This window comes from Salinicola halophyticus, assembly GCF_003206695.1.
In the GTDB taxonomy this organism is placed as follows: domain Bacteria; phylum Pseudomonadota; class Gammaproteobacteria; order Pseudomonadales; family Halomonadaceae; genus Salinicola; species Salinicola halophyticus.
The window spans coordinates 225,125-245,578 of the sequence record NZ_PZJN01000001.1; the positions used below are offsets into that span (position 1 = coordinate 225,125).

Annotated in this window: 16 protein-coding genes and 1 pseudogene; 8 read left to right on the top strand and 9 right to left on the bottom strand. The window is 65.2% G+C overall.

Annotation, left to right across the window (positions count from 1 at the left end; genetic code table 11):
- The first annotated feature begins 286 nt into the window (after positions 1 to 286).
- The gene (gene tsaD, locus DOM58_RS00985) at positions 287 to 1,315 is read left to right on the top strand and encodes a tRNA (adenosine(37)-N6)-threonylcarbamoyltransferase complex transferase subunit TsaD (RefSeq protein WP_110691422.1); all 1,029 of its coding nucleotides are present in this window, start codon (positions 287 to 289) and stop codon (positions 1,313 to 1,315) included.
- A gap of 223 nt (positions 1,316 to 1,538) precedes the next feature.
- Here the strand turns inward: tsaD and DOM58_RS00990 are convergent.
- Positions 1,539 to 2,096 (bottom strand): annotated as a pseudogene (locus DOM58_RS00990) (glycerol-3-phosphate acyltransferase); the annotation flags it as partial.
- A 160-nt stretch (positions 2,097 to 2,256) separates the two neighbouring features.
- Here DOM58_RS00990 and folB point away from each other — a divergent pair.
- The 4 genes from folB (at position 2,257) to DOM58_RS01010 (ending at position 5,579) form a co-directional block, all read left to right on the top strand.
- On the top strand, positions 2,257 to 2,610 hold the full coding sequence (gene folB, locus DOM58_RS00995) for a dihydroneopterin aldolase (RefSeq protein ID WP_075560836.1): 354 nt from the start codon (positions 2,257 to 2,259) through the stop codon (positions 2,608 to 2,610).
- Positions 2,610 to 3,140 carry a 2-amino-4-hydroxy-6-hydroxymethyldihydropteridine diphosphokinase gene (gene folK / locus DOM58_RS01000; RefSeq protein ID WP_110691424.1) on the top strand — a complete coding sequence of 177 codons (531 nt, stop codon included), beginning with the start codon at positions 2,610 to 2,612 and terminating at the stop codon, positions 3,138 to 3,140. The genes folB and folK overlap by 1 nt, the downstream gene beginning before the upstream one ends.
- A 153-nt stretch (positions 3,141 to 3,293) precedes the next feature.
- Positions 3,294 to 4,838 carry an ATP-binding protein gene (locus tag DOM58_RS01005; RefSeq protein WP_110691425.1) on the top strand — a complete coding sequence of 515 codons (1,545 nt, stop codon included), beginning with the start codon at positions 3,294 to 3,296 and terminating at the stop codon, positions 4,836 to 4,838.
- Positions 4,839 to 4,883: 45 nt separating this feature from the next.
- The gene (locus tag DOM58_RS01010; RefSeq protein WP_110691426.1) at positions 4,884 to 5,579 is read left to right on the top strand and encodes a response regulator; all 696 of its coding nucleotides are present in this window, start codon (positions 4,884 to 4,886) and stop codon (positions 5,577 to 5,579) included.
- 59 nt (positions 5,580 to 5,638) lie between these two features.
- On the opposite strand, the gene DOM58_RS01015 is transcribed toward DOM58_RS01010, so the two are convergent.
- From DOM58_RS01015 to ptsP, 4 genes are all read right to left on the bottom strand, one after another.
- Positions 5,639 to 6,181: an O-acetyl-ADP-ribose deacetylase gene (locus DOM58_RS01015; protein WP_110691427.1), complete on the bottom strand. Its 543-nt coding sequence runs from the start codon at positions 6,179 to 6,181 to the stop codon at positions 5,639 to 5,641.
- A 69-nt stretch (positions 6,182 to 6,250) separates the two neighbouring features.
- Positions 6,251 to 8,041: a PTS fructose-like transporter subunit IIB gene (locus DOM58_RS01020; protein ID WP_110691506.1), complete on the bottom strand. Its 1,791-nt coding sequence runs from the start codon at positions 8,039 to 8,041 to the stop codon at positions 6,251 to 6,253.
- A gap of 56 nt (positions 8,042 to 8,097) precedes the next feature.
- A complete protein-coding gene (gene pfkB / locus DOM58_RS01025; RefSeq protein ID WP_110691428.1) occupies positions 8,098 to 9,063 on the bottom strand; it encodes a 1-phosphofructokinase in 966 nt (321 codons plus the stop codon).
- Positions 9,063 to 12,044, bottom strand: a complete 2,982-nt coding sequence (gene ptsP / locus DOM58_RS01030; protein ID WP_110691429.1) for a phosphoenolpyruvate--protein phosphotransferase — start codon at positions 12,042 to 12,044, stop codon at positions 9,063 to 9,065. Before ptsP ends, pfkB begins: the two co-directional genes overlap by 1 nt.
- A gap of 285 nt (positions 12,045 to 12,329) precedes the next feature.
- On the opposite strand from ptsP, the gene cra reads away from it, so the two are divergent.
- From cra to DOM58_RS01045, 3 genes are all read left to right on the top strand, one after another.
- Complete coding sequence (gene cra / locus DOM58_RS01035; RefSeq protein ID WP_110691430.1) at positions 12,330 to 13,313, top strand: catabolite repressor/activator; 984 nt, start codon at positions 12,330 to 12,332, stop codon at positions 13,311 to 13,313.
- Positions 13,314 to 13,423: 110 nt separating this feature from the next.
- Entirely contained in the window at positions 13,424 to 15,523 is a 2,100-nt protein-coding gene (locus DOM58_RS17560; RefSeq protein ID WP_188113757.1) for a metallophosphoesterase family protein, read from the top strand.
- Positions 15,520 to 16,017: a GNAT family N-acetyltransferase gene (locus tag DOM58_RS01045; RefSeq protein WP_223162112.1), complete on the top strand. Its 498-nt coding sequence runs from the start codon at positions 15,520 to 15,522 to the stop codon at positions 16,015 to 16,017. The genes DOM58_RS17560 and DOM58_RS01045 overlap by 4 nt, the downstream gene beginning before the upstream one ends.
- 107 nt (positions 16,018 to 16,124) lie before the next feature.
- Here the strand turns inward: DOM58_RS01045 and DOM58_RS01050 are convergent, their stop codons facing one another.
- From DOM58_RS01050 to DOM58_RS01065, 4 genes are all read right to left on the bottom strand, one after another.
- A complete protein-coding gene (locus DOM58_RS01050) occupies positions 16,125 to 17,660 on the bottom strand; it encodes a SulP family inorganic anion transporter (RefSeq protein ID WP_223162113.1) in 1,536 nt (511 codons plus the stop codon).
- Positions 17,661 to 17,819: 159 nt separating this feature from the next.
- On the bottom strand, positions 17,820 to 18,479 hold the full coding sequence (locus DOM58_RS01055; protein WP_110691432.1) for a carbonic anhydrase: 660 nt from the start codon (positions 18,477 to 18,479) through the stop codon (positions 17,820 to 17,822).
- A gap of 574 nt (positions 18,480 to 19,053) precedes the next feature.
- Entirely contained in the window at positions 19,054 to 19,854 is an 801-nt protein-coding gene (locus tag DOM58_RS01060; RefSeq protein ID WP_110691433.1) for an MOSC domain-containing protein, read from the bottom strand.
- Positions 19,855 to 19,896: 42 nt separating this feature from the next.
- Entirely contained in the window at positions 19,897 to 20,442 is a 546-nt protein-coding gene (locus DOM58_RS01065) for a DUF4385 family protein (protein ID WP_245392096.1), read from the bottom strand.
- Positions 20,443 to 20,454: the final 12 nt, after the last annotated feature.

A 20,454-nucleotide genomic window follows, 5' to 3' on the forward strand; every position in this document is an offset into this window, starting at 1 on the left:
GCAACCCGGGATATTCGAAACCTCGTCACGAAGGGAACGGATACCTTTCGTGGCGCAACCCCGGATTTTCCCGGTCCGGTTCTTTCCAGCTCGATTCGAGTCGTCATGACCCGGATCTTGCGAATAGACAGCCGAGAACGTGTTAAAGGCGCACGACCCAGTCCTGCAGAGCAGAGTATTCTAGTCTCGGCCCCCGACCAATGCAAATGGCTTTTCGGCAGCGTAAACTAGCGCTCTTTCTGATTCCTGACCTTTTTTGCCTCCCGACCTCGACGGACATCCGACTATGCGCGTGCTGGGCATCGAAACCTCCTGCGACGAAACCGGCGTCGCCCTTTACGACACCGAGGCTGGCCTGCTGGCCGACGCGCTCTACAGCCAGGTGGCGCTGCACGCCGAATTCGGTGGCGTGGTGCCGGAACTGGCCTCGCGCGACCACACCCGCAAGCTGCTGCCGCTGGTCGATCAGGTGCTCGGCGACGCCGACCTGACCAAGCACGATCTGGATGCCATCGCCTATACCGCCGGCCCCGGCCTGGTCGGCGCATTGATGGTCGGCGCCTGCACCGCCCACGGCATGGCCCGCGCGCTGGAGATTCCAGTACTGGGCGTACATCACATGGAAGGGCATCTGCTGGCGCCGATGCTGGAAGAGAATCCACCGGCATTTCCATTCGTCGCCCTGTTGGTCTCCGGCGGCCATACCCAGCTGGTCGACGTGCGCGGTCTTGGCGACTACCGGCTGCTGGGGGAGTCCGTCGACGATGCGGCCGGCGAGGCCTTCGACAAAGTCGCCAAGATGCTCGATTTGCCTTACCCCGGCGGCCCCCAGGTCGCCGCGCTGGCCGAGCAGGGTCGCAGCGAGCGCTTCCGCTTTCCACGACCGATGACCGACCGGCCGGGCCTCGATTTCAGTTTCTCGGGACTCAAAACGCACACCATGACCACGTTGCGCCAGCTTCGCGAGCAAGACGTGCTGGACGATCAAGCGCGTGCCGACGTCGCCCGGGCGTTCGAGGACGCCGTGGTCGATACGCTGGCGATCAAGTGCCGGCGTGCGCTCAAGGAGAGCGGCCGGAAGCGGCTGGTGGTCGCCGGTGGCGTCAGTGCCAACCGCCGCCTGCGCGAGATACTGGACGCCGCGCTCGCCAAGCTGGACGCCAAGGCTTTCTATCCGCGCGGACGCTTCTGCACCGATAACGGCGCGATGATCGCCTACGCCGGCGCACAGCGACTCGCGGCCGGCCAACGAAGCCAGACCCTGCAGCCTCGGCCGCGCTGGCCGCTGGCCGAGCTCACTCCTCCCGCGGCCTAGCCTCCCCTGGCTCGACGTTTTCCGGATCCGTCTTTCGGGAGTCGGCCCTGGCCGCGACAGGATTTCGCCGGTTGCGTGACGCGTCTTCCTCATCGCAAGGATCGGAAGCATCAGAATCGGAAGCATCAGAATCGGAAGCATCAGAATCGGTGGCAGAAGAGTCGGCATCGAAAGCCTCGGCCAGAGCTGGCTCCTGTGTCTCGCGGCGCCGCTCCTGCCATAGCCGGATGTTCAAGGCGTGTCTTGCCAGCACCAGTAGCGAGAATACGCAGATAACACCGGTCATGGCCGGCGCGAGCCAGTAACTCAGCAGCGGCGCCATCAACGCCGTGGCCAGCGAGGCCACCGCCGCCGTACGCACGCGCCAGGCCAGCAGAAACCAGCACAGCGCGCAGATCAATGCCACCGGCGTCGCCAGCATCAGCAGCACGCCAAAGGCGCTGGCCACCGCTTTGCCCCCGTGGCCTCGATGCCAGACCGGGCAGCTGTGCCCGACCAGCACGCCGAGCCCCACCAGCCCCTGTGCCCAGACCGACAATGACAGCGCGCCTGACAACCACAGCACCGGCATGCCCTTGACCGCGTCGACCATCAGCGTCAGCAGCGCCGGCCGCCAGCCAAACGCCCGCAGCACATTGGAAAACCCCGGGTTTCCGGAGCCGGCAAGACGCGGGTCGCGAAGCCCCCAGGCACGACAGACCCAGATCGCGCCAAGCAGCGAACCACTCAAGTAGCCGGCCACCATCAGCAGACCGGTAACGAGGACCGAGGGCAAAGGCATCAATCTCCTTGTTGGCGCGGGTCGGGCATCATCGAGAGGCCCTGATTCTGCCACTCTCATCGCGTACAATCGACGCCACCTTGGCCGGGGCCTCGATCGACACGCCTCATCGCCGACAACACCGGCCGCCAACCCGACCCGCTGCTGACGAGGACATCGCGTGGATCAGATATTGATCGAGGGCCTGACCCTGGAGACGGTGATCGGCGTCTACGACTGGGAGCGCACCGTACGCCAGCGCCTGGAACTGGACCTGGAACTCGGTACCGACATCCGCCCCGCCGCCCGGGGCGACGATCTCACCCGGACACTCGACTACGCCGCCATCTGCCAGCGCCTCACCGCCTATGCCGAGGCCAACGCCCATGGCCTGGTCGAGACCTTCGCCGAGCGCGTCGCGGCCATACTGATCGATGAGTTCGGCGTTCGCCAGCTGCGCCTGACCGTGCGCAAACCGGGCGCCGTGGCGGCGGCGCGCGCCGTGGGCGTCCGTATCGAACGCAGCGTCGACTGATGGCGCTGGTCGTGCTCGGGCTGGGCAGCAATCTGCAACGCCAGCGCCACCTTCGCCGCGCGCTGGACGCGCTGACCGATCTCGCCGGTGCGTCGCCGCTGCAACTCTCCCGAGTGTTCGAAAGCCCGGCCGTCGGCTTCGACGACGACCGCCCCTTTTACAATCTGGTCGTGGCATTCGACACCGAGCTGTCGCCGGGAGACGTGACCGATCGCTGCAAGCGTATCGAAGGGGACAACGGCCGTCCGCCGGGGCCAGCCAAGTTCATCGCCCGCACACTGGATATCGACGTGCTGCTATGGGGCGATGCCGTCGGGTGCTACGGTGAGGCACGTCTGCCACGCGAGGACATCACCCGCTACGCCTTCGTGCTGCATCCGCTGGCCGAACTGCTGCCCGCGCACGCACACCCGGTCGACGGTCGCACTTTCGATGAGCTGTGGGCAGCCTTCGACGCCACCGATCAGCCTCACTGGGCGGTGGACTTCCGCTGGGGGGGCCGCTGGATTTCCCGCGCCGACGAGCGCTGATCGAGCTGGACTCAGCCAGGCGCCCGACAATTTCCAGCGCGACGATCTTCAGCACGACAATCTCCATAATGTTTTCCCATTGCCTGAATCGTCATTGCTTCGGCTTGCGCCACACTCCAGAGATCGACGCCACCCGTGAAAAAGCCAGACGCTATGTCTTTATCGCTCAACAGCCGACGTGACTGGCCACGACTATCACGCCTCAGCATCAAGCTCTTCGCCATCATCCTGATCACCAATGTGTTGATCAGCGGGCTGGTGTTCGTGTTCGTCTCGCGCAGCCTGGACGAGGGTTTCGTCAACTATCTCGAACGCAGCCAGTCGACGCGTGCCGAGACACTGGCCAACGCGCTGGGCGAACAGTGGACCCAGCGCGGCAGCTGGCAGTGGCTACGCGACAACCCACGCGCCTGGCAAAGCCTGGTCCGCAGCCAGCTGTGGTCGAGTGACCGACATCCGCCCACCGGCATCGATCGCCAGCTTTCCGATGCCCGTGGCTACGTGCTGCTGGATGAGCTGAGCAATCCGGTCATCGGCGAGCCGCTACTCAAGCCGCCCCCCGACGATCTCGACATGCCTCCGCCGCCGGAGCCGCACTTCGTGCCGATCCGCAGTGGCGACAAGCTGGTCGGCCAGCTCGGCTATCTGCCGCCGGAGCGACTGATGGCGCGCATGGATCAGATCTTCCTCGAACGCCAGCAGCGCAACCTGACGATCATCGTCGGCTCGCTGTTTCTGACCTCGCTGCTGCTGGCCGGCGGGCTCGCCTGGTGGCTGGGTCGCCGCGCCCGCCTGATGACGCTCGCCACCCGGCGGCTGACGCTGGGCGACTATAGCGTGCGGCTCTCCGAGCGTGGCCGGGACGAACTGTCGCGCCTCTCCGCGGATTTCAACCAGCTCGCCGAGACGCTCGAGGCCAACCGCCGCGCCCGCCAGCGCTGGGTCGCCGACATCGCGCATGAACTGCGCACGCCGCTGGCGGTGCTGCGCGGCGAAATCGAGGCCATGCAGGACGGCGTGCGGCCGCTGTCGTCGGATAACCTGGGCTCGTTGCAGCAGGAGGTCGATCAGCTCGGCCATCTGGTCGAGGATCTGCGTCTGCTGGCTCAGAGCGACGCCGGCGCGCTGGATATGCATCTGGTCCCGGTCGATCTCGGAGAGTCGCTGGAGCAGCGGCTCGACGACAGTCAGGCGCGGCTCGAAGGTCACGGGCTTTCGCTGCAGCTGGAAACCGAATCGCTGTGGGTGCGTGCCGACAATCAGCGGCTCCGCCAGCTGTGGGACAATCTGCTGTCCAACACCATTGCATACACCGACAGCCCCGGTACGCTGCGAGTCACCCTGAAACGCCAGAATCAGCGCGCGGAAGTCACCTGGGAAGATACCGCACCCGGCGTCTCGGATGACGAACTGCCCCGCCTCACCGAACGTCTCTATCGTGTCGAGGGATCGCGCAATCGGCGTAGCGGCGGCAGCGGACTGGGCCTGTCGATCGCCCGCGCACTGATCGAGGCGCAAGGCGGCACCCTGATCCCGTCCACCTCGTCGCTGGGCGGGCTGCGCTGGACGCTGACCTTCCCGCTTGACCTGCCCGGCGGCGTGTCGACCGATGTTTCGAGCCATGTTCCGGCCGGATCCGCCTCGGGATCATCACCGACGCGATCCCCGGGGCGATCTCGACAACGACCCAGCGAATGACTCGATAAACACGGCAGTCACGCCAACTGACCTGGAGCCGGCTTGATGAACGACACCATTCTGATCGTAGAAGATGAACCCAAGATCGCGCGCCTCGTCGCCGACTACCTGTCGAAGAGCGGCTACGCTTCCGACCATATCGATCACGGTAATGCGGTGATGGAGTGGCTGGAGGAGAACCAGCCAATGCTGATACTGCTCGACCTGATGCTGCCCGGCACCGATGGCCTGACGCTGTGTCGCCAGATCCGCGAGCGATTCCCGGCGATTCCCGTCATCATGCTGACCGCGCGCGTCGAAGAGGTGGATCGTCTGCTGGGGCTCGAACTGGGTGCCGACGACTACATCTGCAAGCCCTTCAGCCCCCGCGAAGTGGTGGCCCGCGTCAAGGCGGTGTTGCGCCGTAGTCATGGCGTCGCCAGCGTGGGCGAAGACAGTGTCGCCGCCGCCGACCGGCTGACGCTGGACGAGGACGGCTGGCGTGCCCTGGCGGGCAGCGAGGATCTCAACCTCACCGCCGTCGAGTTCCAGCTGCTCAAGGTCATGATGCACAGCCCGGGGCGGATCTTCTCCCGCGACCAGCTGATGGATCACATGTACCGCGATCACCGCATCGTCTCCGAGCGCACCGTGGACAGCCACGTCAAGAAGCTCAGGCGCAAGATCGCCGACATCTGGCCCGAGCGCGATATCATTCGCTCGGTCTACGGCGTCGGATACAAGTACCAGCCCGAGGAGTGATGCATAACCAGCCCGAACAATGCATGAAAAGCGTCCCGAGACTGACTACGAGAGAATGACTACGTCGAGAGGGACGCGTTTTCGAGAAAGCCCTCGGCGTCTGAGCTGGAGAAGAACATCAACGTCACCGTGAGGCCGGGAAACTCGGGCAGCGTTTCGCGCATCACCTCGGCCACGATCTTCGCCGCCGCATCGGCCGGATAGCCGTAGATCCCCGTGGAAATGGCGGGGAATGCCAGCCGTTTGAATCGATGCTCACCCGCCAGACGCAGGGCGTTGCGGTAGCAATCGGCCAGCTGTCCGGAACGATCCTCGGACTTCGCGAAAACCGGCCCCACGGTGTGGATCACTTGAGACGCCGGCAGTCGAAAGCCCGGCGTCATCGTCACCTCTCCCACGGGCAGTCCGTCCGCCCAGCTCGTGCGCCGCAGCTCGCGACACGCCTCGAGCAGCTCGGGGCCCGCTGCGCGGTGAATCGCACCGTCGACACCACCCCCGCCTTGCAGACTCTTGTTGGCGGCATTGACGATGGCATCGCCGTCGAAACGGGTGATATCGCCCTCGGCGACGATCAGACGATCTCCCTGCCAGTGAATCTTCATTGCGACCTCCGCTTGGCGACACGTACCTGATTATTCCCCAACGTAGGTCGCGATACCGACTTTCGCGAATCAGGAAGCCTGCCCACCCGCCTCGGGGTTGCCGCCAGCGACTGGCGCCGCCGTTGCCACTGCACTCTCACCCCGCTTGAGCAAGGCGTAGCCGACACCGGTGATCACCGAGCCCGCAGCGATGGCCAGCAGATAGAGCAGCGCCAGGTTGACCGCATTCGGAATCAGCAGCACGAACAGCCCGCCATGTGGCGCCATCAGCTTGACTCCGAACCACATCGACAGCGCCCCGGTCACCGCACCGCCGATCATCGATATCGGAATCACCCGCAGCGGATCCTTGGCGGCAAAGGGAATTGCCCCTTCGCTGATGAAGCAGAGGCCCAGCACGAACGACGCCTTGCCCGCTTCGCGCTCGGCCTGCGCAAACCGGCTGCGCCTCAGGAACGTGGCCAGCCCCATGCCGATGGGCGGCACCATTCCCGCGGCCATGATCGCCGCCATCGGCATATAGGTCTCGGTCGACAGCAACCCGACGCCGAAGGTATAGGCTGCCTTGTTGACCGGCCCGCCAAGATCGAAGCACATCATCGCGCCGAGCAGCACGCCCAGCAGCACGGCATTGGTCGACCCCATGTTGTTGAGAAACGCCGTCAATGTCGACAGCAGCGCGGCCACCGGCGTACCCACCACATAGATCATCACCAGCCCGGTGAACAGGCTCGCCAGCAGCGGGATGATCAGGATCGGTTTGAGCGATTCCACGCTGGACGGCAGCTTGACGTAGCGCGTCACCGCCTTGGCCGAATACCCGGCCAGAAAGCCGGCCAGAATCCCGCCGATAAAGCCGGCCCCCAGGGTCGAGGCGAGCATCCCACCGATCATCCCCGGCGCGATTCCGGGGCGGTCGGCAATGGAGTAGGCGATGTAGCCGGCAAGCACCGGCACCATCAGCGCAAAGGCGGTGCCGCCGCCGATCTGCATCAGCGCCGCTGCCAGCGTGCCTTCCTGCTCGTAGGCCTTGATACCGAACACGAACGACAGCGCGATACAGAGCCCGCCCGCCACCACCATCGGCAGCATGAACGAGACCCCGGTCAGCAGGTGCTTGTAGAACCCGCGCTCCTTGGCGCTCTTCGGGGATCCGCCGTTCTTGCGCTCGCTGCCGGCCGACTCCACCTGCGCTTCGTCCAGCGCGCGCTGGATCGTCTGCTGTGGCTGCTTGAGCGCGCTGCCGGTAGAGGTCCGGTAGACCCGCTTGCCCGCAAAGCGCGCGTCGTCGACCTCGATATCGCAGGCCAGCAGCACGATGTCCGCGGCTTCGACGTCCTCGTCGGTGATCCGGTTCTGCGCTCCCACCGACCCTTGCGTCTCGACGTGAATTCGATGACCCAGCGCCCGCCCGGCCTGCTCCAGCGCCTCGGCGGCCATGAAGGTGTGCGCCACGCCGGTCGGGCACGCCGTGACCGCGACGATGCGCTTGATACCGGAGCCCTCGGACGACACGGCCGCCGCAGGCCCCACCGGCTCGCTGTCGGCATCGAATGTCGTCGACTCGCGAGCGGCGCGGTCGAGAAAGGCGTCAGGATCCGGTAGCGCCTGCTGGATCGGCGCGCGGTAGAGCCGTTTGCCCGCGAAGCGCGCCGCTTCGGGCACCCGCTCGGCGGCCACCACGACCAGATCGGCCGCCGCGATCATGTCACGGGATACCAGCGTCACCGGCTCGAGCTCGCCGTGCATCTCGGTGTGGGGCTGCCAGCCGCGACGCTGCGCCGCCTGCTCCAGGCGCCTGGCGGCCAGGAAGGTCGTCGCCATGCCGCCGGGACAGGCGGTAATCAGAATGACGTTCATGTGTTCCCCGCTCATCCGCTCTTCGCTCATCCGTTCCCCATTCAGGGACTCGCCGTTCATACTCCCCTCCCGACGTGCGCTTCGCCGCAGCGGCTGACGCTCGTCTGTTGCCGTAATTGCTGAAAGTCGCTGGCGTGCGGGTCACCGACGCCGACGTGGCGCACCGCCTCCGCCGCCAGCGCCGTCGCCTGGCGTAGCGTCTCCTGCGGTGATAGATCCGCGATTACCCCATGCAGCATGGCGGCCAGCAGCGTATCGCCGGCGCCGACCGTATTTCTGACCTCGACCCGGGGCGGGATCGCCTGCCACTCGCCGCGTCGGCTGATCCACAGCACGCCTTCGGCGCCAAGCGACAAAATTGACTCCTCGACGCCGGCGGCGTGCAGACGCCGGGCGGCGTCGAGCTGCGTCGACGCATCCGTCAGCGGTTCGCCGGCCCAGTCCGCCAGCTCCTGTTCGTTGGGCTTGGCCGCATGGGGCAATACCGCCAGCGCCGAGGCCAGGGCCGGCCCGCTGGTGTCGACCCAGACCGGCACGCCGCTGGTTTTGAGCGCCTGGATCAACGCTGCCAACGCCTCCGGCGTCACCCCCGGCGGCAGACTGCCGGTGACCACCACGGCAGCGGGCGATGCCGTCTCGCAGCGGGCGACCAGATCGGTGCTCAGCTCGGCCAGTGCCGCCTCGGAGACCTCGATCCCCGGGCCGTTGATGTCGGTCACCCGGCCGTCGTCCTCGGCCAGCTTGGCGTTGATCCGGGTCTCGCCCGGCAGACGCAGGCTGGCGTCTTCGATCCCGTCAAGCTGGCAGGCCTGGACGAAGGCTGTGTCGTTGTCCGCACCCAGAAAACCGGAGAGCGTGACGCGATGGCCCAGCGCCACCAGTACCCGAGCCACGTTGAGCCCCTTGCCGGCCGCCGCCAGATGCGACGACCGGGCACGATTGACCGCGCCCGGTTCGAGCTGAGGCAACTGGATCGACAGATCGAGCGCCGGATTGAGCGTCACCACCAGCACGTGCGCCATTACAGCGCCTCCAGCGCATCACGCACGGCCTGACTGGTGGCCTGGGCCAGCGCCGTCTCAGCATGCAGACGCGCCGTTTCCTGGCTGATCCCGCGCAGCCGCGCCTTGACCATCGGCACTTGCCGCACCGAGACCGAGAGCTCGTCGACGCCGAGCCCGACCAGCACCGGTACGGCGGCGGCGTCCGAACCCAGTTCCCCGCAGACACCGACCCACTTGCCCTCGGCGTGGGCAGCATCCACGGTCATCTGGATCAGCCGCAGTACCGCCGGATGCAGGCCATCCGCCTGCGACGACAGCTCGGGATGACCACGGTCGATCGCCAGGGTGTACTGGGTCAGATCGTTGGTGCCGATGGAGAAGAAGTCGACCTCCGCCGCCAGGCTCGGCGCCAGCAGCGCGGCGGAAGGAATCTCGATCATCACCCCGACCTGGACGTCGGGTGCGGCGATCTCCTGCTGCAGACGGTCGACGATCGCCCTGGCCTGACGGTACTCGTCGACGTCCTTGACCATCGGGAACATGATCCGCAGCGGCCGATCACCGGCGGCGGTCAGCAGCGCCCGCAGCTGGGTTTCCAGCACGTCGGGGCGGGTCAGCGCCAGCCGGATACCCCGCAGGCCGAGGAAAGGGTTGTCCTCTGCCGCCACCGGCCAGTAAGGCAGCGGCTTGTCGCCGCCGACGTCCAGCGTGCGCGCCACCAACGGCCGACCGTCGAGGGCATCGAAGGCGCGCCGATATTCGCCGATCTGGGTCTCCAGATCAGGCGCCTCGGGATACGCCATGAACAGGAACTCGGTACGCAACAGCCCGACGCCCTCGGCGCCTTGCTCGACGGCGTCCGCGGCATGCGCGGTGTTACCCAGATTGGCGGCGACCTCGATACGCCGACCGTCCGCCGTACGCCCCTCTTCGAAGCGCAATCCGTGCGCGTCGCGACGCAGTGCCTCGAGCTCCTTGAGACGCAGCTGGGCGCGATCGCGTCGCTCGGCACTGGGCCGCACGATCACCCGCCCAAGATCGCCGTCGAGAATCAGCTCATCATCGTTGGCAAGCGTCAGCGCTCTCGCTCCAGCGCCCACCACGGCCGGGATTCCCAACGCCCTGGCGAGAATCGCGCTGTGCGAAGTGGCCCCGCCACGCGCCGTCAACAGCCCGCGCACCTGGGCCGTGTCGAGGCGCGCCACATCGGAAGGGCCGATGTCGTCGGCGACCAGAATGTAGGGCCGCTGCGGCGGCGTCGGCAGGGTCACGCCGCACAGCACACCGAGCACGCGACGTCCCACGTCGCGCAGATCGGCGGCACGCTCGGCCAGCAGCCGATCCGCCAGCGCTTCCTGGGCCCGCGCCGCGGTATCGATCGCCTGCCACCAGGCGGCTTCGGCGCTCAGACCATCGCGCATGCCCTCGAAGGCCGCTTCGTGCAGTTCGGGATCGTCGAGCATCTCGGCGTGCATGGAAAGAATTTCGGAGACGTCACCGCCCTTGGCGGTGCCGATCAGCGCACGCAGCTGATCGCGCGCTTCAATCAGACTGGCCCGCAGCCGCTCGCGTTGGCGCTCTGCATCACCCTGCCTGTCCGGCGTCAGGTCCCTGGCCCGCTCGGGATAGTCGAAGCTCGGTGCGCGCGTCACGAAGACCGGCGCGATTGCCAGCCCCGGCGACGCGGCGGTGGCCGGCAGCGCGGTATCGTCGGCGAAGGGTTCGTACGCCGCTTCAGACAGGGTTCCGGCATCCGATACGTTGGGCTCGTGACGTCGAGCGCCCTGATGCCTGGCATCGCCGACGTTCGACAGCGGCCGCACGGACTCGCCGAGCCCACCGTTGACCGCGGCGACCATTGCCGCCAGCGCCGCTTCGGCACTCTTACGTTCACCCCCGCCGTCGGCACTTTTGCCTTCACCCCCGCCGTCGGCACTTTTGCCTTCACCCCCGCCCTCGGCGGAGAAGATCAGCGTCTGTCCACGCCGCGCGCCGAGTCCGATGACCTTGGTCAGGCTGGCGGCGGAGACGGTTTCCGCCGCGCCTTCCATCAGGCGCACGCGGACCGGCAACGACTGCTCGCGGGCCGCTTGAACCAGCAGCTTGGCCGGGCGCGCATGCAGGCCGTGAGCGTTGAGCAGCGTCACGCGGGCCGTCTCGGTACGGCTCGATTCGCCGGATAGACGGGCCAACACGTGATCGGCATCGGCATCGACCAGGGCTTCGCCTTCGCCGCTATCCAGCAGGTCCGCCAGCCGCCCCAGCAGCTCACGGTGCGCTTCGCCCTGCGCGGCGACGCAGAAGACCCCGTTGACGGCACCGCGGGGGCCGGCGAACGCTCGCTCCGGCGTGGCCAGCGCCAGCGCCGGCTGGCTGACACCGGTGCCGGCGCTCACCAGCCACAGCCCCTGGCCCAGTGAAACCGGCTCCTGCTCGGTGATCGCGGCCACGAAACGCGCATCGACGCATTCGGCCTGGCGCAGCCGCGCGGCTGCCGCCAACGCCAGCTCGAACCGGTCTCGCGCCGGGAATCCCAGACATAGCGTGCCGGCGTCCAGGCGGGCCTTGACCTTGGGCTTGGCGAGCAGCGCGACCATGGCCTCGGCCGTATCCGCCTTGGCCAGACGTTCGGCCACGCCCTCGTCGTCAAGCACGTGGGTCAACCGGCGTAGCACGTCGAGATGCTCGTCGCTGGCGGCGGCGATCGCTACCAACAGGAAGACCCGGTTGCCGTCGTGCCAGGTCACGCCGTCGGGAAACTGCAGCAACCGCACGCCGGTTCGATGAATCTGGTCGCGACTTTCCGGGGTGCCGTGAGGAATGGCGATACCGCTGCCGAGAAAGGTCGAGCCCTGCGCCTCGCGGGAATGCAAGGCATCGCGATAGCTGGCTTCGACCAGGCCAGCTGCGTGCAGCGAAGCGGCGGCCTGATCCAGCGCGTTCTGCCAGCTGTCGGCCTGACAATCGAGCGCCGCGTCCTGCGGCTGGAGGGTCAGCATAACGGTCTCTCCGAAGGGTCATTCGATGCACGCAGCATGGTCCGCCAACGCCTCCCGACGCAATCGGCGCTGTCGAAGAGGAGTATTTTGCCGGCTGCTGAATCGTGTCACCTAGATGATAAACATGCTCGCTGTTCGCGACCGCTTTGACAAGCTAGACCTTCGACGCAAGCGATGCCGGGCCGCTGTGCATCACGATCGGGCTGGGCCAGAAAAGCCCGACGAGGTATCGTTCCAGGCTGGTCGGATGCATCCCACCGATCATCAACGTTGCAGGAGCCTTGCATGAAGCTTGCCGATATCGCCCGTCTGGCCGGCGTTTCCCGGACTACCGCCAGCTATGTGCTCAACGGTCAGGCCAGGACGCGGCGCATCAGCCAGGCCACGGTGGAGCGCGTTCTGGCCATCGCCAGCGCCCACGATTATCGAATCGATGCCCAGGCGGCTGCGCTGCGCGGCGGCGACAGTCGCACCCTGGGTCTGATCGTCCCGGATCTGGAGAACGGCAGCTACGCGCGTCTGGCCAAGCGACTCGAGCATGGCGCTCGTCAGCAGGGCTATCAATTGCTGATTGCCGGTTCCGACGACGACCCCGGCAGTGAACGCGAAGTCGCAAAGTCGCTGCGCGCTCAGCGCTGCGACGTGCTGCTGGTTGCCAGCAGCCTGAGCCCGGAGGATCCGTTCTACGTCGAACTGATGGCGCAAGGGCTGCCGGTCATCGCCATCGACCGCCCGCTGGACCCTGAGCGGTTCGTCAATATCGTCACCAACGGCCGCGCCGCTGGCGAGATGTTGACCCGTTCGCTGCTCGCCGATGACGTTTCGGACGTGGTGTGGCTGGACGCGGTGCCGGATCTGTCGATTAGTGCCGAGCGCCGACAGGGCTTCCTGGACGCTCTGCGCGACGAACCGGACTGCCAGCCGCGCTGTCTCAGCGGCGAGCGTTATGACCGCGATAGCGGGGCGCGATTGATGCGCAGCCTGCTAAACGACGGCGGTCTGCCGGATGCCATCGTCACCGCGTCCTACACGCTGATGGACGGGCTGCTCGACGTCCTGCTCGAGCACGGCGCCCCCCCGGATACGCTGCGACTGGCCACTTTCGGCGATGATCGACTGCTCGATTTCCTGCCCTGCAAGGTCAACTCGCTGCCGCAGGATCACGATCGGGTCGCCGAGCAGGCATTGGCGAGAGCGATGCAGGCGGCACGCGGTGAGTACAGCCCGGGGCTGGACGTGATCGACAGAACGCTCAAGCGGCGGCGCTGAAAGCCTGCCTGTCGGCGTGAATCGTGCGTCGCCCCTCGAACGCGCTCTTCATGGTCGCTGTATAGCGGCTGAAGTATGCTTAGCCCATCGACGCTTTCAGGAATGACGACTTGTCAGACGATCTCCCCGACATTCTGGCCGGCCCCCTGCTCCGCCGCGCCGCACCCCGTCGGCTGGTGTTGTGGTTGGCCGCCTCCCGCGCCCTCGAACTTCAACTGACCCTCAGCTCTGACGAAGGCGACCGGATCCATGATCTGGAAGCGGCGACGACCCGGTTGGCGGTCGGTAGCCACGCGCACCTTCACCTGATCGATCTGCGACTGGACGATCCCCTCCCTCTGGATGCCGTGATCGCCTACGACCTTGCCTATCGTGTGAGTGCGCAAGGGGGATATTCCGAAGGGGCAGGTTCCGCAAGCGAAGGTTCCGAAAGCGAAAGCGAAGGCGTCGGCTGGCGCTCGATGCGCGAGTGGGGCGCGTCGCTTTGCTACGACGGTGAGCCGCTGCCGACGCTGGTGTTGCGTTCGCGCTACGACAATTTGCTGCATGGTTCCTGTCGCAAGCCTCACCATCCCAGTCAGGATGGTCTGGCGCGCGCCGATCGCTGGATGAGCGAGCGCCATCAAGACAGCGCCGCCCGGCCTGCAGCGCTGCTGATGACCGGCGATCAGATCTACGCCGATGATGTGGCCGGCCCGATGCTGGCCGCCATCCATTCGCTGATCGCCCGCCTGGGGCTCCACGACGAATGCCTGGAAGGTACGGACATCGCCAGCGGCAGCGAGTTGTATGCCCGAGACGAGACCTACTACCACCGCGATGACCTGCTGCCGGCCATTCGATCCACCGAGGCCCTGCGCGAGAAGTTCTTCGGCGGCGTGCGCAAGCCGATCTTCACCACGGCCAGCGCGGAAAATCACCTGATCACCTTCGCCGAGCTGCTGGCGATGTACCTGCTGGTCTGGTCGCCGACGCCATGGCGGCTGATCGAGGTGGAGATTCCTGAGCTCGCCGCCGAGGAGCTGGACCGTTATCGCGGCGAACAGCAGCATATCGATGCTTTCGTGGCCGGGCTGCCGAGCGTGGCACGCCTGCTTGCTCATCTGCCTACACTGATGATCTTCGACGATCACGATGTCACCGACGACTGGAATCTGTCCGCCGCCTGGGAGGCCGCGGTCTACGAGCACCCCTTCTCGCGCCGGATCGTGGGTAACGCGCTCATCGCCTATCTGCTATGTCAGGGATGGGGCAACGATCCTGACGGTCTGGCCGAGCCGTTGGCCGCCAGCCGTGCGTGGATCGACTCGGCCAGCGCCAGCGGCCAGCTCGACTGCGAGAGCCAGAATCAGCTCGTGACGCAGCTGCTCCGGTTTACCGGCTGGGGCTACACGATCGACTCGACGCCTCGGCTGGTAGTGCTGGATACGCGTACCCGGCGCTGGCGCAGCGAACGCCGCCTGCATCACCCCTCGGGGCTGATGGATTGGGAAGCGCTGAGCGAATTCCAGCAGCAGCTGCTCGGCGAGCCGTCGGTGATCATCGTCTCCCCGGCGCCGGTTTTCGGGGTCAAGCTGATCGAAGGCATCCAGCGCGCGTTCACCTGGTTCGGCAAGCCGTTGCTGGTCGATGCCGAGAACTGGATGGCGCACCCCGGCGCCGCCCATACCATGCTCAACATCCTGCGCCACAGCCGCACGCCTCAGCGCTACGTGATTCTCTCCGGCGACGTGCACTACTCCTTCGTCTACGCGATCACCATTCGCCAGCGGCCATCTGAAGCCTTGGCCGGCCAACCGAGTGAGAGGAAGCGCAAGGCGCGCGGAGCGCAGAATTGGAGACATAACTTGGGGTTAGGCGAGAATTCGAGCACCGCGCAACACGGCGATTCGCTCACGCAGGAGGCCGGCCCCCGCATGTGGCAGATCACCAGCAGCGGCCTCAAAAACACCTTCCCCGAGACCCTGCTCGACTGGTTCGATCGCCTCAATCGTTGGCTCTATGCGCCCTGGTCGCCGCTGAACTGGCTCACCAAGCGGCGCCGCATGGCCGTGGCACCCTACGACCCCGAGCACGCCTCGAAAGGCGAGCGACTGTGGAATCGGGCCGGCATTGGCCAGGTTCTGCTGGACGATCAGGGCGCGCCCCGCGAAGTGACCCAGCTGGGCGCGGACGACTGTGATACCCGTTTTTGGGAGACTCGCCGGTGAGCATTCTGCGCGAAGCCAGACTATCGGACCTGCCGGCCATCGAGGCTCTGGTCAAAGCGGCCTACGGCCATTACGTCGATCGCATCGGCAAGATCCCCGGGCCGATGCGTGACATCGATGACCAACGCTATGCACGCCATATCGAGGCCGGCCACGTCAGCCTGCTATTCGATAACGCGGACGGTGAAGAGAGCGTCGATGCGGGAAATGGCGGTGAGCCGGTGGGTCTTCTGGTGTTGATTCCCCAGACCGATACGCTGCTGCTGGATAACGTCGCCGTCGCTCCCAGCGCTCAGGGACGTGGATTCGGCAAGGTACTGATGCAGGTCGCGGAGGCACGGGCGCGCCAACTCGAATTCGACAGCATCACGCTCTATACCCAGGAGCTGATGCACGAGAATCTGGCGATCTACCGACGCTACGGCTACGTGGAAACCCATCGCGCCGAAGAGTTCGGCCTCAAGCGGGTCTATCTGCGCAAATCGCTGGCCTGAAGCGCCCTTAATACCCGGCAAAGCCAACCGCCGCGTCCCGTGGGAAGGCGGCGGTTGGCAGGCGGTTTATCTCAAGGGTCCTCTTATAGGCCCTCTTCAGGCCCGTTTCAGACGATGCGGTCAGTCGCGGGGGCGGCTTCGACATCGCCGAACGTACCGCTGGTCCCTTCGACGTCGCGCAGTTCGACCACGATCCCCCGGACCGCGGCGTTCTCGACGAAGCGGTCGATGTCTTCGCGAATATCCGGATCGATGTAGTTGGCACCGATGGCATCGATGATCAACTCCCCGTTATCCGGCACGGCGTCGAGACACTGGCGCATTTCCTCGCGATTGAGAAACGAGACGTCCTGCTGGAACTTGAGCAGCATGTGATCGCCGCGCCGGGTGCAAGCAATGGCCGAGCGGTAACCCGATTGCAGCAGGAAGTAGAGACTGCAGACTAGCCCTACCAGCACGCCCATCAGCAGATCGGTGGCAAGAATCGTGATCACCGTCACGGTGAACGGGATGAAGCGACGCATGCCTTCACGGTATTGATCGAGAAACAGCGCCGGCCTGGCCAGCTTGTAGCCGGTATGCAGCAGGATCGCCGCCAGGGTCGCCAAGGGAATCAGCTCCAGCCACATCGCCAGGAACGCCACGCTCACCAGCAGCAGGCTGCCGTGTATCAAACTCGACAGCCGGGTACGACCACCGGCATTGGCATTGGCGGAGCTGCGCACGATCACCGCGGTGACCGGCAGCGCGCCGACCAGCCCGCAGACCATGTTGCCGATACCCTGGGCCTTGAGTTCGCGGTGGGGCGGCGAGTGACGCTTGAGCGGATCGAGCTTGTCGATCGCCTCCAGACTCAGCAGGGTTTCGAGACTGGCAATGATGGCGATGGTGATGGCGACGGTGTAGACCGCCGGATTGGCCAGAGCGCCAAGGTCGGGGTGGGTCATCTGCCCGATCAGTTCCGTCGGCCCGGATAGCCCGCCCAGGTCGATATGGTGCCCGGCACTCAGCGCCCAGCCAGGCATCGCACCGCCGACCAGGCGATCGATGGCGATACTGCCGAGCACCACCAGCAGAGGGCCCGGAATCAGCGCCAGCGCGCGGTGGCGTTTGATGATCGGCTGCTCCCACAGCACCAGCAGACCGAGACTGAACAGCGCGATCAGGGTGGCCAGCGGCGAGATGTCGCTGAACAGCGCCACCGGATCGGTGATCGCCGGCATGTCGTCCAGCGGGTGACCCAGCGCCATCGGGAACTGCCCCAGCACCAGGATCAGGCCGATACCCGCCAGCATGCCCTTGATCACCGAGGTCGGCACGAAGGCACCAATTCGCCCCAGCTTGAACACGCCCATCAGCAGTTGCAGTACGCCGGCCAGAATCACCGCGATCAGGAACGCGGCGAAGCTGCCCAACTGCTCGATCGCATCCAGCACGATCACCGTCAGCCCCGCGGCCGGGCCGCTGACGCTGAGCGCGGAGCCACTGAACATCGCCACCACCAGCCCGCCGATCATGCCGGCGACGAGCCCTGCGATAGGCGGTGCACCGGACGCCAGTGCAATTCCCAGACAGAGTGGAATCGCAACCAGAAAGACGACGATTCCCGCCGGGATATCCCGGGAGAGATGTCGTAAGGACAAGGTGCCGGAGTTGTCGTGAGGTGTCGATGTCGTCGACGTTATGTGCGCCGTCTGTGTAGATACCGTCTGTGTAGATACCGTCTGTCTTGATGCAGTCTGTCTTGATGTCGTCATCGTCGTGTCCTCGAATCCATGAGCCACAGCGTAAAAGGCGTTGTTCTATCCGGCCGCGGCGCGCTGCCAGTCGGGCTCGGCGCTTTCGGACCCGCTCCCTTCGACCTCACGACGACAGACTTCATCCAGATGCCCGCTCGCGAGGTCGTAGACCCAGCCGTGCAGGCTCGGCGCCCGACGGGCCTGCCAGCTATCGGTGACCAGACGCATCTCGGCGAGCCGTTCGACCTGGGCGATCACGTTGAGCTCGACCACGTGGTCGACCTTCTGGCTGAGCTGCGAGAACTGCTCGAGCGCCACGTGATGCTCGGCGACCAGCCGTTTGACCTGCCCGAGATGTCTGTCGACATAGGGCAGTGCCTGCAGGGCATCGCCACCGCTGACTGCCGCCTGAATGCCGCCGCAGCCGCGATGGCCACAGACGATGATGTGATCCACCTCGAGCGCGTTGATCGCGTACTCAAGCACGCTCGAGACGTTGGCGTCGTCTTCATGCACCAGATTAGCGATATTGCGATGGATGAAGAGTTCGCCGGGTTTGGCGTTGCAGATCTGCTCCGCCGGTACTCGACTGTCGCAGCAACCAATCCATAACGCGGCAGGCGATTGCCCCTGATGAAGCCGCTGGAAGACCTCCGGATCGGAAGCCTTCATATCGTCGGCCCAGGCCCGGTTTTCGAGTAACAGTCGGTCGAAGAATTGCATGTCCAGCACTCCCGTATGGTGACGATCGAAGAGCCTTGTCCGTGAGCAACCGGGAACGTCGGTCGGTTTCGATATCAGTCGGTCTCAACACAAGGTTCTGATGAAATCACCTGCCCTATCGATAACTACGAGCCGAAGGTTCAAATCGAAGGAGGCGAATCGGCATGAGACAAAAGGCGCAGGCTTCGCTTTCAGTGGTACGGCGAGGAGGCTGGATCGGGCAAGCAAAATCCGCTTTGCAGACGGCAAATTTCGTAAGGCTAGGTGATGGAATGTTGATTCGGAAAAATGTGACAGAAGAGACCCACTGACATCGGATAGCGGCCAAACGGCGAGTACCGACTGTCGCAAAACGTAAAATGGGGCTTCCGGAGCAGGGACGGAGGTATAGATGAACCCGGCATGACAGCGGGCTTCATGAAATAAAAACGAAGGCAGGACACATCAAAAATTTAATAAAAACTAATGTAACAGAAGGCGCGACAACCTTGCGTGAAGATGAATCGATTTCAATCGCTCGTAACGCTTGCAGGCATGAACGCCATTTGCCGATGGCGTTCATGCCGGGTTCATGTCAACGGACGAATTCCAGCACCTGGATCGAGTCGTTGACGCTGATGTCGCCACTATTTTCCGCGACGAGATTCTGACCGAAATAGACCTTGCCCTTGTCGCCTCGACGATAGCTCGCCAGAGTCTTCAGTGGCTCCTTGTCGACCCGCTTTTCACCGCGCGCCGGATCGACCGTCACCATGGCGCAGCGTGCGCAGGGCGCATCGATCCGAAACGTGACGTCGCCGATACGAATGCGTTTCCAGCCATCCTCGGCGTAGGGCTCGGTGCCGGTGGCGACGAGATTGGGCCGAAACTGGGCCATCACATGAGTGCCATCGGTACGCGCGTTGAGATCCTCCAGCGAGGCCTCGGAGATCAACAGCAGCGGGTAGCCGTCGGCGAAGCTTACCCGGACACCGATCGACTCCCGGTAGCGCGACGATCGCTCGCCCAGCCACAGCAGCCGCGCGGGTTCGCCGGCAGCCTCGCTGAACCACGCGTCGAGCGAGTCATGGGTCGTGGTTGCCGTGAAGGGGTCGGCCCAGACCTGAGTCTCGAACGGCTGACCCGAAAACTCCTGGCGCGCCACGTCCACCGGCGGCAGCCTGCCGTGAGTCACGGTGAGGCGTTCGCCATCGAACTGTGCCCGAACGAGCTGGAGCCCGGGATGCGTCCGCGCCGTCAGGAAAGTGCCGTCGGGCTTGACCACCATGAACCGGCGATCGCCGACCAGGCCCTCTTCCTCGACTCGAGCACGTTGCAACGATGAGCCCGCCGTGGACTTGATCGGATAACGATGAATGGCAGCGAGGGTTGGCACGAAAGACTCCTTGCGAAAAGTGATGACGCGAATCCGCGGGAATCAGCGCTTGGCGGATCTCAGCCGACGCTGATAGTCACGCTTGGCACGCTGGTAGGCTTGGTCGTCGCGTACTTGGTCCAGCATCTCACGATAGTGCTCGGCAATGCGTGCCTTCTCGGCGTCGGCGTTGCTCGGTTGGCGCAGGCGACCCTCGGCATCCTTCTTGCGCCCACCGGGATAGCGCGCATAGCGCCGCGCGCGGGTGTAACCCATCTGGAGATACTTGCGCGCCATGTCCATGCCGACGAAATCGCCCTGCTGACGATAGTCGCGGTAGCGTTCATGGATGTCGGCAACGGCCTGTCTGGCATCGGCCTCGTTACGAATCGCCCACAGCGGGAGCAGCTCATCCTTGTAGGGATGGACGTGGAACACGCCGCGTTCCCCATGGCCGATACGGTAGCACTCCGGGTGCTGCCGATAGTCGATGGATGCGTCGGGAAAGCTCACGGTCACCTCGTTCATGCTGACGATCAAGCGGCGCAACGACATCGGCGCGATCGAATCGGATAAAAAAACGGCCGTCTCCGGAGAGACGACCGTCATGTTGCCACGCCC

Excerpts from the sequence above, each read along its gene's own strand:
- DOM58_RS01005 (WP_110691425.1), top strand. The coding sequence starts at position 3,294 with ATGTCTTTATCGCTCAACAGCCGACGTGACTGGCCACGACTATCACGC.
- DOM58_RS01065 (WP_245392096.1), bottom strand. The coding sequence starts at position 20,442 with ATGACGGTCGTCTCTCCGGAGACGGCCGTTTTTTTATCCGATTCGATC.
- DOM58_RS01015 (WP_110691427.1), bottom strand. The coding sequence starts at position 6,181 with ATGAAGATTCACTGGCAGGGAGATCGTCTGATCGTCGCCGAGGGCGAT.
- pfkB (WP_110691428.1), bottom strand. The coding sequence starts at position 9,063 with ATGGCGCACGTGCTGGTGGTGACGCTCAATCCGGCGCTCGATCTGTCG.
- DOM58_RS01020 (WP_110691506.1), bottom strand. The coding sequence starts at position 8,041 with ATGAACGTCATTCTGATTACCGCCTGTCCCGGCGGCATGGCGACGACC.
- tsaD (WP_110691422.1), top strand. The coding sequence starts at position 287 with ATGCGCGTGCTGGGCATCGAAACCTCCTGCGACGAAACCGGCGTCGCC.
- DOM58_RS01010 (WP_110691426.1), top strand. The coding sequence starts at position 4,884 with ATGAACGACACCATTCTGATCGTAGAAGATGAACCCAAGATCGCGCGC.
- ptsP (WP_110691429.1), bottom strand. The coding sequence starts at position 12,044 with ATGCTGACCCTCCAGCCGCAGGACGCGGCGCTCGATTGTCAGGCCGAC.
- cra (WP_110691430.1), top strand. The coding sequence starts at position 12,330 with ATGAAGCTTGCCGATATCGCCCGTCTGGCCGGCGTTTCCCGGACTACC.
- folK (WP_110691424.1), top strand. The coding sequence starts at position 2,610 with ATGGCGCTGGTCGTGCTCGGGCTGGGCAGCAATCTGCAACGCCAGCGC.
- DOM58_RS01055 (WP_110691432.1), bottom strand. The coding sequence starts at position 18,479 with ATGCAATTCTTCGACCGACTGTTACTCGAAAACCGGGCCTGGGCCGAC.